This window comes from Dactylosporangium thailandense (assembly GCF_059739745.1).
The window spans coordinates 3,609,870-3,623,083 of the sequence record NZ_AP029195.1 but is presented as its reverse complement, the minus strand read 5'-3'; the positions used below and the strand labels follow the sequence as shown (position 1 = coordinate 3,623,083).

General features: G+C 72.9%; 10 protein-coding genes. 5 read left to right on the top strand and 5 right to left on the bottom strand.

The features are described 5' to 3' along the window. Window positions 1-145: 145 nt before the first annotated feature. The 3 genes from AC6JBM_RS16260 to AC6JBM_RS16250 all read left to right on the top strand — a co-directional run bounded on the left by AC6JBM_RS16260 (window position 146) and on the right by AC6JBM_RS16250 (window position 3,746). The gene (locus AC6JBM_RS16260) at window positions 146-1,555 is read left to right on the top strand and encodes a sigma 54-interacting transcriptional regulator (protein WP_497984430.1); all 1,410 of its coding nucleotides are present in this window, start codon (window positions 146-148) and stop codon (window positions 1,553-1,555) included. Window positions 1,556-1,557: 2 nt separating this feature from the next. After that, a complete protein-coding gene (locus AC6JBM_RS16255) occupies window positions 1,558-3,510 on the top strand; it encodes a vWA domain-containing protein (RefSeq protein WP_497984429.1) in 1,953 nt (650 codons plus the stop codon). Between the two features lie 80 nt (window positions 3,511-3,590). Further along, window positions 3,591-3,746 carry a DUF6131 family protein gene (locus tag AC6JBM_RS16250; RefSeq protein WP_223092164.1) on the top strand — a complete coding sequence of 52 codons (156 nt, stop codon included), beginning with the start codon at window positions 3,591-3,593 and terminating at the stop codon, window positions 3,744-3,746. Window positions 3,747-3,799: 53 nt separating this feature from the next. On the opposite strand, the gene AC6JBM_RS16245 is transcribed toward AC6JBM_RS16250, so the two are convergent. Further along, on the bottom strand, window positions 3,800-5,626 hold the full coding sequence (locus tag AC6JBM_RS16245; RefSeq protein WP_497984428.1) for a tetratricopeptide repeat protein: 1,827 nt from the start codon (window positions 5,624-5,626) through the stop codon (window positions 3,800-3,802). A 293-nt stretch (window positions 5,627-5,919) separates the two neighbouring features. Between AC6JBM_RS16245 and AC6JBM_RS16240 the strand changes: the two genes are divergently transcribed. Further along, on the top strand, window positions 5,920-7,077 hold the full coding sequence (locus AC6JBM_RS16240) for a hypothetical protein (RefSeq protein WP_497984427.1): 1,158 nt from the start codon (window positions 5,920-5,922) through the stop codon (window positions 7,075-7,077). A gap of 6 nt (window positions 7,078-7,083) precedes the next feature. Here AC6JBM_RS16240 and AC6JBM_RS16235 read toward each other — a convergent pair whose 3' ends face one another. The 3 genes from AC6JBM_RS16235 to AC6JBM_RS16225 are packed head-to-tail and all read right to left on the bottom strand — an operon-like array spanning window position 7,084 to window position 9,622. Beyond that, on the bottom strand, window positions 7,084-7,593 hold the full coding sequence (locus AC6JBM_RS16235) for an NUDIX hydrolase (protein WP_497984426.1): 510 nt from the start codon (window positions 7,591-7,593) through the stop codon (window positions 7,084-7,086). Window positions 7,594-7,604: 11 nt separating this feature from the next. After that, window positions 7,605-7,988, bottom strand: a complete 384-nt coding sequence (locus AC6JBM_RS16230; protein WP_497984425.1) for a pyridoxamine 5'-phosphate oxidase family protein — start codon at window positions 7,986-7,988, stop codon at window positions 7,605-7,607. Then, window positions 7,985-9,622, bottom strand: coding sequence for an ABC-F family ATP-binding cassette domain-containing protein (locus AC6JBM_RS16225; protein WP_497984424.1), 1,638 nt, complete (start codon window positions 9,620-9,622; stop codon window positions 7,985-7,987). The genes AC6JBM_RS16230 and AC6JBM_RS16225 overlap by 4 nt, the downstream gene beginning before the upstream one ends. A gap of 167 nt (window positions 9,623-9,789) precedes the next feature. On the opposite strand from AC6JBM_RS16225, the gene AC6JBM_RS16220 reads away from it, so the two are divergent. Next, window positions 9,790-11,715 (top strand): MDR family MFS transporter, encoded by a 1,926-nt coding sequence (locus tag AC6JBM_RS16220; protein WP_497984423.1) that lies wholly within the window; start codon window positions 9,790-9,792, stop codon window positions 11,713-11,715. A gap of 152 nt (window positions 11,716-11,867) precedes the next feature. Here AC6JBM_RS16220 and AC6JBM_RS16215 read toward each other — a convergent pair whose 3' ends face one another. Beyond that, window positions 11,868-13,190 carry an NAD-dependent epimerase/dehydratase family protein gene (locus AC6JBM_RS16215; RefSeq protein ID WP_497984422.1) on the bottom strand — a complete coding sequence of 441 codons (1,323 nt, stop codon included), beginning with the start codon at window positions 13,188-13,190 and terminating at the stop codon, window positions 11,868-11,870. Window positions 13,191-13,214 lie beyond the last annotated feature (24 nt).

Here is a 13,214-nt window from a genome sequence, read left to right as displayed (position 1 = left end):
CCGGGGAAACCGGCCGGAACGCCCGGCCGAGGGATAACCGGCCGGGCCGAGCCGGCGCGGCCCCGCGCCGCTGGAGCACGGGCGGGCACGCGCCAGATAGCCGGACGCCGCACAAACCCGGCACGGCGCGCTAGGGTTCGGTGATGTGACAGTGACGCCAGACCAGCCCCTGGACCTTCCCCGCACGGCAGGCGAGCTCCGGGCGAGCGGCCACCGCTTCCGCACCGTGAAGGAGGAGCTCCGCGAGAACCTCCTCGAGCGGCTGCGCTCCGGCGAGCCGCGCTTCCCCGGCATCGTCGGCTACGACGACACCGTCCTGCCCGAGCTCGAGCGCGCCATCCTGGCCGGCCACGACGTCGTGCTCCTCGGCGAGCGCGGCCAGGGCAAGACCCGGGTCATCCGCGGCCTGATCTCCCTGCTCGACGAGTGGACGCCGGTCATCGCCGGCTCGGAGCTCAACGAGCACCCCTTCGAGCCCATCACGCCCGCCTCGCGCCGGCTTGCCGCGGAGGCCGGTGACGAGCTGCCGGTCGACTGGATTCATCGTTCGGTGCGGTACGGCGAGAAGCTCGCCACCCCCGACACGAGCGTCGGCGACCTGATCGGCGACGTCGACCCGATCCGGGTCGCGCAGGGCCGCACCCTCGGCGACCCCGAGACCATCCACTTCGGACTCGTGCCGCGCACGAACCGGGGCATCTTCGCGGTCAACGAGCTGCCGGACCTGGCCGAGCGCATCCAGGTGTCGCTGCTCAACGTGCTGGAGGAGCGCGACATCCAGGTGCGCGGCTACCAGCTGCGGCTGCCGCTGGACATCATGCTCGTGGCGAGCGCGAACCCCGAGGACTACACCAACCGCGGGCGCATCATCACGCCGCTCAAGGACCGGTTCGGGGCCGAGATCCGCACGCACTACCCGCTGGACCTCGAGCTGGAGATGGATCTCGTACGCCAGGAGGCCCAGCTCGTCGCCCAGGTCCCCGACCACATCATCGAGGTCCTGGCCCGCTTCACCCGGGCCGTGCGCGAGTCCCCGTCGGTCGACGCCCGCTCCGGCGTCTCCGCCCGCTTCGCCATCGCCGCCGCCGAGACCGTCTCCGCGTCGGCGCTGCGCCGGGCCGGGCTGCTGCGCGAGGACGTTCCGGTCGCGCGCATCGGCGACACCGAGTCGGTGACGTCGACCCTGCGCGGCAAGGTCGAGTTCGACAGCGGCGAGGAGGGCCGGGAGATCGAGATCCTCGCGCACCTGCTGCGCACGGCGACCGCGGAGACCTTCCGCGGGCGGCTCGCGGGCCTCGACCTGTCCGGCTTCACCGACCTCGTCGCCGAGGGCGCGGTCATCGAGACCGGCGACCTCGCCGGCGCCGACGACATCCTGCGGCAGGTCGGCACCGTGCCGGGGCTGGCCAAGGTGCTTGACCGGCTCGGGCTCGGCGACGCGCCCAGCCGCGGCGAGGCCGCCGCCGGCGTCGAGTTCACGCTGGAGGGGCTGCACCTGACCCGGCGGCTGTCGAAGGACCTCACCGACGACGGCCGCACCGTCTACGGAGGCTGATCTTGCGCCACAACAGGTTCCGCTACGGGGCGTGGCGCGGCGGGCCGGACCCGCTCGCCCCGCCCTACGACGTGCGGGCCGCCGTCGACCAGGTCGGCCAGGAGGTGCTGGAGGGCGGCAGCCTGCGCGACGCCCTGCGCAACCTCCTGCGCCGCGGTCCCCAGGGCGGGCGGGGCCTCGACGACCTGCTCGCCCGGGCCCGGCGGATGCGCCGCGAGGCCATGCGCCGGGGCCAGCTCGACGGGGCCGTGACCCGGGCCCAGCAGCTGCTCGACCAGGCCCTCGCGGAGGAGCGCGACGCCCTCGCGCGGCTCGACACCGACGACGCCCGATTCGCGGAGGCGCAGCTCGACGCGCTGCCGCGCTCCACGGCCAGAGCGGTGTCCGAGCTGAGCGAGTACACCTGGACGTCCCCAGAGGCCCGGCAGCTCTACGACCAGATCCTCGACCAGCTCCGCCAGGAGGTCGTCGAGCAGCGCTTCCAGGGCATGCAGCAGGCGCTGCGCGACCCGGAGGCGCAGGCCGCGATGCGCGAGATGCTCCAGGACCTCAACGCGCTGCTGGCCAAGCACGCCCGCGGCGAGAACACCGACGACGCGTTCGCCGAGTTCATGAACCGCCACGGCGACTTCTTCCCGGAGAAGCCGGCCAACGTCGACGAGCTGATCGACGCCCTGGCCCGGCGGGCGGCGGCGGGGGAGCGGCTCATGCGTTCGCTGAGCCCGCAGCAGCGCGCCGAGCTGCAGGACCTCATGTCGCAGTCGCTCGGCGACATGGCCGGGGCGTTCGCCGAGCTGACCGACAACCTGCGGGCGCTGCGGCCCAACCTCAACTGGGGCCGCGGCGAGCGCGTCCGCGGCGAGAACGACCTCGGCTACGGCGACGCCGCCGGGGCCCTCGAGGAGATCGGCGACCTCGACGACCTGCTCGACCAGCTCGGTCAGGAGCACCCCGGCGCGACGCTGGACGACGTGGACGTGGAGGCGGTCGAGCGCCAGCTCGGCCGGGCCGCCGCCGACGACGTGCGGCGGCTGCGGGAGCTGGAGCAGCAGCTGCGCCGGCAGGGCTGGGTGACCCGGGGCGCCGACGGGCTGACCCTGAGCCCGAAGGCGCTGCGGCGGCTGGGCGGCACCGCGCTGCGGACCGTCTTCGGGCAGCTGCACGCCGGGCGCCAGGGCCAGCACGACCTGCGCGACGCCGGCGCCGCCGGAGAGCTCACCGGGGCTTCCCGGCGGTGGCAGTACGGCGACGAGCAGGCCCTGGACGTCGTGCGCACGATCGGCAACGCCGTGCGCCGGCAGGCCTCGGGCGGGGCCGCGACCCTGCCGATCGGCCTGGACGTCGAGGACTTCGAGATCGCCGAGACCGAGCGGCGGGTGTCGGCGGCCGTGGCACTCTGCGTCGACCTGTCGTTCTCGATGATGGCCGACGGCCGGTGGGGCCCGATGAAGCAGGCCGCCCTGGCCCTGTCGCACCTGGTGGCGACCCGGTTCCCGCAGGACGCGCTGCAGATCATCGGCTTCGGGCGGTACGCCTCGACGCTCTCCCAGGAGCAGCTGGCCGCCGTCGAGCCCGACATGGTGCAGGGCACCAACCTGCAGCACGCGCTCAAGCTGGCCGCCCGGCACCTGCGCCGCCATCCGGCCTCGGACCCGGTCGTCCTCGTCGTGACCGACGGCGAGCCGACCGCGCACCTGCTGGAGGACGGCAGCTCGCACTTCATGTGGCCCTCGACCCGCGACACGGTCCGCGCCACCGTGCACGAGGTCGACCTGCTCACGAGGTACGGGGCGGTGCTGAACTTCTTCATGCTCGGCGAGGATCCGGGCCTGCGCCGCTTCGTCGACGCCGTGGCCCGGCGCAACGGCGGGCGGGTCTTCACGCCCGACGCCGACGACCTCGGGCGGTATGTCGTTTCCGACTACATTCGCGCCCGCCGAGGGCGCCGCGGGTGATTCGTGTTTGGCGACCGGGGTGGTGGGGGTACTCAAATCAACGTAGATCGGTACCCCCACTCCTCCCGGGAGCTGACAAAATGATCGTCCTAGGTCTCATCCTGTTCCTCGTCGGCCTGTTCCTGCACGTCGGCATCATCGAGACGATCGGGATCGTGCTGCTCATCGTCGGCGCGGTGCTGTGGATTCTCGGCGCGGTGGGCCGTCCGATCGCCGGCCGCCGACACTATTGGTAATGCGTGTTCGTGACGAAAAAGAGGGCCGGCGCTGAGCCGGCCCTCTTCGTCGTTCACCGGCGGCCGAACCAGCGCCGCTTCTTCGCCGGCGGTGGCGGCGGCGCGACCGGTGTGTCGTCGCTGAGCAGGTCGCGGGCCAGGGCCGACAGCTCCGGCACCATGTCGGGCGTGGCCAGCACGAGCGCGGCGAGGGACTCGCGGATCGTCACGACCCGCGTCCGGGACTGCTGCATCGCGGCGAGAAAGCGGCGGCCGACCGTGTCGCGGACCTCCGGGCGGCAGGCCGGATCCAGCCACGCGGCCACGACGAGCGCGAAGAGCGCCGACTCGGTGGTCCAGTCCTCGAGGCCGTAGGCGATCGCGGTCAGCAGCTCCCGCGGCCGGGCGGTGTCGCCGGGCTGGGCGCCGGCCCGCAGCTCCTCGCAGTGCAGCAGTCCGAGGCAGCAGTACGCCTGCGCCGCCCGCTCCCACACCCCGTCCGGCAGCTGCTGGTCGGTCGCGGCGGGCGGGTGCACGAGCATGGCGACGAGCTCGTCGGCGGGCAGCTGGCCCAGCGGCAGCGCGTGGTCGTAGGCGGCCACCGGGTTGGGCCAGAACGGCCAGACGACACCCTGCAGCAGTTCGAGCGAGCGGGGTTGCGGCGGCGGTACGGCGGGCGAGGCGACCAGCCCCGCGTAGTCCCACAGCACCCGCCCTCCGGGCCGCTGCGGCGCCACCATGTCCGGCGGCGCCTGGCCCTCGATCGTGAGCCGCAGCCCGGGCAGCTCCCGGTGCACGACCCGCAGCGCGCTGGGCACCTCCAGGGCCGAGAGGGTCGCGGTGCCCGCCATCGCCCGGTCGTCCCGCGGGATCTGGTGCAGCAGGTTGATGACGGACTCGGCGGGACCGTCGACCATCCCCAGCCAGGACCGGCCGTGGCAGGCGCCGTCGAGGTCGCTGTGCTCGTGGCTGGTGACGGGGTGCTCGCGCATGAAGTCGACCAGGCCCACGAGGTGGCGCACGTCGGCGTCGCGCTGGAAGCGCAGCCGGGCCGCGGTGTGCACCGCGCAGTCGTAGTCCGGCGCGTGCCGGATCGCGGCGTCGAGCAGCGCGAGGGCCTCGTCGAGGCGCCCGGCCTCGGCGAGCCAGTTCGCCATGTCCGCGCACAGGTCGACCTCGTCCGGCTGGGCCTGCCACGCCTGCCGCATCACCTGCAGGGCCGCCTCGAGGCGCTTGTCGGCCTTGAGGGCGTAGGCGTACCACACCGCGGTGAGCTTGTCGGGCCGGAGCCGGTGCCCGTGGGCTCCCCACCGCACCGCCTCGGCCAGCGCGCCCGGCACCAGCGCGGTGAACCGGCGGGCCAGCCCGGCCGCGGCGCCGTGCAGCAGCGCGCTGCCGGGGTGCGCGGCGCAGGCGCGGCGGGCCAGGTCGAGGTACACCTCGTTGGCCCGGGCCACCTCCGCCGCGGCCGGGTCGCCGAGGCCGGGCATCACCGCGACGAAGAGCCGGGCAAGGTTCTCGGGGTCGAGCCGGCGCGGCTCCAGGGCCCGCACCCAGCTCACGTCGGCCCACGGCTGCGCGGGCTCGAACCGGGTGGCCTGGGCGAGCATCCGCAGCCCGCCCATCGGGTCGTGGCGGCCCTGCAGATGCGCGCGGGCGACGACCGCGCCGATGAACGCGGGCTGCTCGACCGGGAACAGCGCGATCGCGCCCTCGTCGCCGGCCCGGGCGGCGATGGCGGCGAGCAGCTCGTGGACCTCGGGCAGCCCGGGGGCCCAGGCGATCGCCCCGGCGACGTGACCGGCCGCGTGCTCGAGGTCGCCGTCGGCGAGCGCGATGCGGGCCAGGGACAGCTCGCCGTGGGCCTGCGCGGTGGGGTCGTCGCGCTGCTCGTCGGTCACGCCTGGAGCGTATTGGGTTCCGCCCGGTTTCGGTTACCCGCCCTGTCCGCCCGATTTCGCTCGTCCACGTCCGCCGTCATGGCCGCGAGCAGGGCCGGCAGCCCCGCGGCGGCATCGCGGGGCAGCCCGGCGACGGTCTCGTCGGCGAGGGTGCACCAAAGGGCCATCACGCGACCGGGCAGGGCCCGGCCGCTGCCGGTCTCGGGGCGGCCCACGCCGTGAGCAGCGCTGCTGCCCCGGCGCGCCGCGTGAGCAACCAGCGACCGGCCCCGATGCGCGGTACCTTGCCCGGCATGAGCGATGTCACCGCGCCGCCCCCGGCCCGGCCGTTACGGGAACTGCTGCCGCACCTCATCTGGGAGGCCGTCCTGCTGCTGGTCGCGATCGGCGTGGCCGTCACGCTGTACAGCGGCAAGGGCGAGCGCCTCTTCACCAGCGGCGGCATCTGGCTGCCGATCGCCTCCCTCGGCTTCGCCACCACCGGCCTGGCGCTGTCGCTGCGCACCGGCACCCCCAACCTCGCCGTGGGCCCGCTGGCGTCGCTGGCCGCGTTCCTCTACGCCGACCAGGGCATGGGCGTCGCGATCCTCGCCGTCGCCGGCCTCGGCCTCCTGCTCGCGCTGATCGTCGGGCTCACCGGCATGCCCGCCTGGGCCGTCACGCTGATCGGCGGCCTGGCCGCGTCCGCGACCGTGATCGGCGCCACCGGCGGCAAGGTCACACCGCTGCGCGACATCCCCGACGGCCCCCGCTGGATCTGGGGCATCGCCTTCATCGTCGTGTCTCTCGCCGGCGGCGTCGTCTTCGCGATTCCCGCCGTGCGCCGGTACCTCTCCGCGAACCGCCCCGCCGGCGGCGAGACCGGCGCGTTCAGCCTGGCCAAGCTCGTGGGCGCGCTGGCCGGCGTGTTCGGCTCGAGCGTCCTCGCGGCCGTCGCCGGCGTGGTGCTGACCATCCAGCAGGTCTCGGCCGGCGTGATCGACCCCGGCTTCACGCTCGCCGGCCTCGTCTGCGCCCTGCTCGCGGGCGTGAGCCCCTTCGGCCGCCGCGCCGGCATCCTGGGCGTGGTCCTCGCCGTCGTCATCTACGTGTGCACGCGCTACCTGCTGACCCTCGAGAACCTCGACATCTGGATCACGATGCTGATCGAGGCGCTCATCGGCCTGTTCGGCGTGCTCGTGGTGTGGCTGCTGGAGCTCATCGGCCGCCGCGTGTCCCCGTACGTCGCCGCCGCCGCATCCCGCCCGGCCCCGATGCTCGCGCCCGGCGCGCCGGGCTTCCCGCCGCCGCCCTACGCACCCGCGCCTGTCGCCGCCTACGGCGCCGCGCCCTTCGCGCCGTCCGGCCCGGTGAGCCCCGCGCCGCCGATGCCACCGGCGGTCGCCCCGCCGATGTCCGCGCCGCCGGCGTCCGGTCCGCCGGCCGGGCCGAGCTGGCCGCCGGCGCAGTAGCGGGTCTCAGACGGCGTTGCGGGGTGCGATGGCGGGATGCGACGAGCCCGGGGCGAGGAACCAGGCCCCGGGCTCGTCCCGCAGCGTCTGCTCGATCCGCAGCCGCGCGAACGCCTCCATCGGCGGCAGCGCATCCGGCCGGAACCACCGCATGTCCAGCGACTCGTCGTCGTTGACCCGGGCCTCCCCGGACACGTGCCGGCAGCGGAACCACACGTTGAGGTAGTCGCACTGGTCCCCGTTGGGATACGTCACCGGGTGCATCGCCACCCCGGCGATCCGCTCGACCGCGACCTCGATCCCGGCCTCCTCGCGCACCTCGCGCACGATCGCGTCGGCCGGCTGCTCGCCCGGGTCGACCATCCCGGCCAGCAGCGACCACGTCCCGGTGTCGCTGCGCCGCCCGAGCAGCAACTGCCCGGCATCGTTGAACACGACGGCCGACACGCCGGGCAGGAGCACGAGATCGTGCCCGACGTGCTTGCGCAGGCCGCGCAGATATTCAGACATCCCCATGAGCGGGGACCCTAGCGGAGCCGGTCCGGACGGTAGGTGCCCAGGACCCGCGTGACAGTGATGATGATGACGACGCGCTCGGGGTTCTCGCGCGGCTGCTTGTACCGGCGCGCGTACCGCTGCTCGGCGTCGAGAACGTCCGCCGGGCTCCGGCTGATCACCGCCTCGCCTTCGAGCGTGCTCCAGCGGCGGCCGTCGACCTGGCAGATCGAGATCTGGGCGTTATGTCCGACGTTTCGGATTTTTTGGGATGTGCCGGACGTGATGATGCGCGCGATGCCCGTCTCCGGGTCGTAGGTCGCCCCGACCGGCACGGTGTGCAGCGTGCCGTCGCGGCGGACCGTCGTGACGGTGCACAGATGGCGTTCGGTCCAGAACGTGGCCAGCTCGCTCACGAGGCCGTCACCTTGCCGTCCTCGACGCGGATGTGCCGGTTCGTGTGCACCGCCTCCAGCATCTGCCGGTCGTGCGTGACCAACAGCAGCGTGCCCGGGTAGTTGTCCAGCGCCGACTCCAGCTGCTCGATCGCGGGCAGGTCCAGGTGGTTGGACGGCTCGTCGAGTACCAGCAGGTTCACGCCCCGCCCCTGCAGCAGCGCGAGCGCGGCCCGGGTCCGCTCGCCGGGGGAGAGGCTGGCGGCCGGGCGCAGCACGTGGTCGGCCCGCAGGCCGAACTTGGCCAGCAGGGTCCGCACATCCGCGGGATTCTGCTCCGGTACGGCCTGACGAAACGCATCCAGCAGAGAGTCCTCGCCCTCGAACATCCGCCGCGCCTGATCCACCTCGCCGACGACGACCCCGGGGCCGAGGTGCGCCCGGCCCTCCTCCAGCGGGATCCGGCCCAGCAACGCGCCGAGCAGCGTGGTCTTCCCGGAGCCGTTGGCCCCGGTGATCGCGACCCGGTCCGCCCAGTCGATCTGCAGGTCGACGGGGCCGAGGGTGAAGGCTCCCCGCCGTACGACAGCATGGGAAAGCGTCGCGACCACCGCTCCGGCCCGCGGGGCCGCGGCGATCTCCATCCGCAGCTGCCACTCCTTGCGTGGCTCCTCGACGACTTCCAGGCGCTCGATGAGCTTCTCGGTCTGCCGGGCCTTGGCCGCCTGCTTCTCCGTCGACTCGATCCGCTTCGACTTGCCGATCTTGTCGTTGTCGGGCTGCTTGCGGCGGGCGTTCTTGACGCCCTTCTCCATCCAGGCGCGCTGCATGCGGGCGCGCGCCTCGAGGTCGGACTTCTGGTCGGCGTAGTCCTCGTACTTCTCCCGGGCGTGCCGCCGCGCGATCTCGCGCTCCTCGAGGTAGGCCGCGTACCCGCCGCCGTAGAAGCGCACCTGCTGCTGGTGCAGGTCGAGCTCGAGGATCGCGGTGGCGGTGCGGGTCAGGAACTCCCGGTCGTGGCTGACGACCATGACGCTCTTGTTCTTCTGCGACCCCATGAACGTCTCGAGGCGCTGGAGCCCGTCCAGGTCCAGGTCGTTGGTCGGCTCGTCGCACAGCAGGACGTCATAGCGGGACAGCAGCAGGCTGGCGAGGTTCGCCCGGGCCGCCTGGCCGCCGGACAGCGCCGTCATCTCCAGGTCGAGGTCCACGTCGAGCCCGAGGTCGGCGGCGATCGCCCCGGCCCGCTCGTCCAGGTCCGCGCCGCCCAGCGCCAGCCATCGTTCCAGGGCGATGCTGTACTCCTCGGCCGCCCGCTCGTCGCCGCCGAGCGCCTCGGCCGCGGCGTCCATGCGGGCCTGCGCCTCGGCGACGCCGGTGCGGCGGGCCAGGAACGCGCGCAGCGACTCACCCGGGTGGCGATCGGGCTCCTGCGGGAGGTATCCGATGGTGGCCGTCGGCGGGCTGAGCTGGACGCTGCCGTGTTCGAGCGGGAGCAGGCCGGCCACCGTGCGCAGCAGCGTCGACTTGCCGGCCCCGTTGACGCCGACCAGGCCGATCACGTCGCCGGGGGCGACGACCAGGTCCAGGCCGCTGAACAGCGCTTTGTCGCCGTGCCCGGCCGCGAGTTCCTTGACCACCAGCGTTGCTGCCACGCTCGCTCGTCCTCCTGTGTCGTACTTGCCGGCGTACCAGTCTTGCCGGCGTATCAGTGTCCCTTGCGCATTCGGGGAGGTCGCCGCGCCCCTGCGGCAATCGAGGAGTAGCGTGAATTCTGAAACGCGCACGGATCGAAACGGCTTGCTCTAACAGGAGAGACGCCTTGAGCACAACAGCACCAGCGGCCGCGGGGGAAGACACCGCCCTGACCCATCGCCAGATCGTCACGATTCTGGTCGGTCTCATGATGGCGATGTTCCTGGCCGCGCTGGACCAGACCATCGTGTCGACCGCCATGCGGACGATCGCCGACGACCTGGGCGGCTTCTCGCTGCAGGCCTGGGCCACGACGGCGTTCCTCATCACCTCGACGATCTCCACGCCGCTGTACGGGAAGCTGTCCGACATCTACGGCCGCAAGCCGTTCATTCTCTTCGCCATCGGCATCTTCATCGTCGGCTCGGTGCTGTGCGGCATCGCGACGTCGATTTACGAACTGGCCGCATTCCGGGCCGTGCAGGGTATCGGCGCCGGCGGTCTGTTCTCGCTCGCCTTCGCCATCATCGGCGACGTGGTGCCGCCCCGCGAGCGGGCGAAGTACCAGGGCTATTTTCTCGCCGTCTTCGGCACCTCCAGCGTCCTCGGCCCGGTGCTCGGCGGCTTCTTCGCCGGCGCCGACAGCATCATCGGCATCACGGGCTGGCGCTGGATCTTCTACATCAACGTGCCGATCGCCCTGGCCGCGTTCATCGTCGTCATGCGCGTGCTGCACATCCCGCACCGCCGCCAGGACCACCGCATCGACTGGCCCGGCGCCGTCGCTCTGATCATCGGCCTGGTGCCGCTGCTGACCGTCGCCGAGCAGGGCCGCGAGTGGGGCTGGGACTCCGGCCGCTCGCTGCTGTGCTACGGCGTCGGCTTCGTCGGCCTGGTGCTGTTCATCGTCGCCGAGACCTTCTACAAGGAGGAGGCGCTGCTGCCGCTGCGCCTGTTCCGGGGCCGCACGTTCTCGGTCGCCTCGACCGCGAGCTTCATCCTCGGCATGGCGATGTTCGGCGGTCTGCTCACGCTGCCGCTGTACCTGCAGATCGTGAAGGGCGCCACCCCGACCGAGGCCGGCCTGATGCTGCTGCCGCTCGTGCTCGGCATCATGACCGGCTCGATCGTCTCCGGCCAGACCATCGCCCGCACCGGCCGCTACCGCATCTTCCCGATCGTCGGCTCGGTCCTCATGCTCGCCGCGCTGGCGCTGTTCTCGCGCATCGGCGCGGACACGCCGCTGTGGCGCACGATGCTCATCATGGCCCTGATGGGCCTCGGCCTCGGCGGCAACATGCAGCCGGTCATCACCGCCGTGCAGAACGCGGCCAACCCGCGCGAGATCGGCGTCGCCACGTCGACGGTGACGTTCTTCCGCTCGATGGGCGGCACCCTGGGCGCCGCGGTCTTCCTGTCGGTGCTCTTCAGCCTCCTGCCGGACAAGATCAAGGGCGCCTTCACCGACGCCCAGTCGACCGAGGCCTTCCAGCAGGCGGTCCGCGCCCATCCGGACCAGCTGCAGGAGATCCAGAAGACCGCGACGTCGGGCTCGGCGAGCAGCTTCAACGACACGTCGTTCCTGGACAAGCTCGACGCCGCCCTCTCGCACCCGTTCAAGGTCGGCTTCTCGGACTCGATGAGCGTCGTGTTCATGGTCGCCGCGGGCATCATGGTCGCGGGCCTGATCGTCATCCTGTTCCTGCCGGAGATCCCGCTGCGCAACATGTCGGCCGCCCAGCAGCGCGCCGCCGAGGACGCCGCCGCCTCCGGCAATGATTCCCCCTCCTCCTCCGCCCCCACCGAGGCCTTCAGCACGTCAGGCGCCGCCCCGTCCGCGTCGCCCAACGGCGGCATGGCCTCGGCGGTACTGGGCGCGGAGTCCCCGAACGGCGGCCCCGCCCATGGGTCCCCGAACGGCGGGGGTGCGCACGAGTCCGGGGCCACCGCGGCTTCGGGGGAGCACACGCCGGCGCACGCCGCGGAGGGCGGCGCCCACGAGGCGGAGGGCGAGGCGTCCTCGTCGGACACCCCACCACGTCACGCACGCTGACCGACACCTGAGGTGCGCGGCGGCCTCCCACCGAGGAAGCCGCCGCGCACCTCTCTCCGCTCCGTGGCCCACAACCTAGTATCCTAGGACGCTTCAGCGGGCGTGGCCGAGGCCACCTTGCCGTTTCCGTGAACGGCGGCGGTGTTGACCGGTCAGCGTGCCCGTCCGGCCGCCAGCCAGTCGAGATAGTCGGACACCGCCCGATCGAGCGGCCAGGACGGCACCCAACCTTCGGCGCGGAGCCGAGCCGTGTCGAGCCAGGGGATCGGCCCGGAGGCGCCGTCGGCGAGCGGCAGCGCGACTTCCGGGTGTACGGCCGCGATCGCCGCCACCACCTCGGCGTTGGTCGTAACCCGCCCACTCCCGACGTTGTACAGGCGGTGCCGCAGCCCGGTCGCGGTCGCCAGCAATGCGAGCGCGGCGCCACAGTCCCGCGCGTACAGGATGTCGGCCCCATCGCCGGCGAACACCGCACCGCCGTTCGTCACCGCGCCCCCGGCGGCGCTGCCCGGCTCGCCCGCGGTCTCGTTGAAAGCGCCCGCGTGGATTTGGGCCGCTGGATCGCGGATCGGCACCGGCTTGGTCTCGCCCCCGCGGATCGGCACGGGCTTGGTCTCGCCCCCGCGGATCTGGGCTGCCGCATCGCGGATCGGCGCCGGCTTGGTCCCGCCCCCGCGGATCTCGGCTGCCGCACCGTGGATCGGCACGGGCTTGGTCTCGCCCCTGCGGATCTGGGCCGCCGCACCATGGATCAGCGCCGGCGCGGCGATGAACGGGCTGGCTGGACGCCCTTGCGGACCCCAGATTCCACCGATGCGGGCAACGACGACGTCGAGCCCGCTGGCCAGGGCAACGATCTCCGCGACTTTCTTCGACGCCGGAATCGGATGCGGCGAGGCGAGGGGGAGCGGCGCGTCCTCCCGCCACGGCACCTCGCCGACCCCCGCGTAGATCCCGATCGTGCTCGCCACCACCACGCGATGGACATTCCACTCGGTCGCGGCGCGCAGGATCGCGAACACGGAGGCGGTGTTCTGCTCCAGATCGTCGAGCGGCGTGCCCCTGCCGAGCGCCGTGCTCCCGCCAGGCGCTGTGTCCCCGCCAGGCGGCGTGCCCCCGTCAGGCGGCGTGTTCCCGCCAGGCGCCGTGCCCCTGCCGAGCGCCGCGCTCCCGTCAGGCGGCGTGTTCCCGCCAGGCGCCGTGCCCCTGCTGGGCCGCGTGCTCCCGCCGGGCACCGTGCCCCCGCCGAGTGGCGCCGCCGCGAGGTGCACGATCGCCGTAATGCGGTGTCGCCGCCCGAGCGCGGAGAGTGCCTGTGGATCGGTGCAGTCAACGGCCGCGACCTCGATCGCGGCCGGTATGACATCGGATGACCGTAGGTGACGAGATGCGGGCAGCACCGCCGCGCCAAGGTCGTGCAGAGCGCGGGTGGTGTGGCTGCCGATGAAACCAAGCCCGCCGGTGACCAGGATCAAGACACACGTCTCCCCAGGTAGCAG

Bases quoted from the DNA above. Each gene is read 5' to 3' on its own strand.
- AC6JBM_RS16235 (WP_497984426.1), bottom strand. From the start codon at position 7,593: ATGGGGATGTCTGAATATCTGCGCGGCCTGCGCAAGCACGTCGGGCAC.
- AC6JBM_RS16240 (WP_497984427.1), top strand. From the start codon at position 5,920: ATGAGCGATGTCACCGCGCCGCCCCCGGCCCGGCCGTTACGGGAACTG.
- AC6JBM_RS16250 (WP_223092164.1), top strand. From the start codon at position 3,591: ATGATCGTCCTAGGTCTCATCCTGTTCCTCGTCGGCCTGTTCCTGCAC.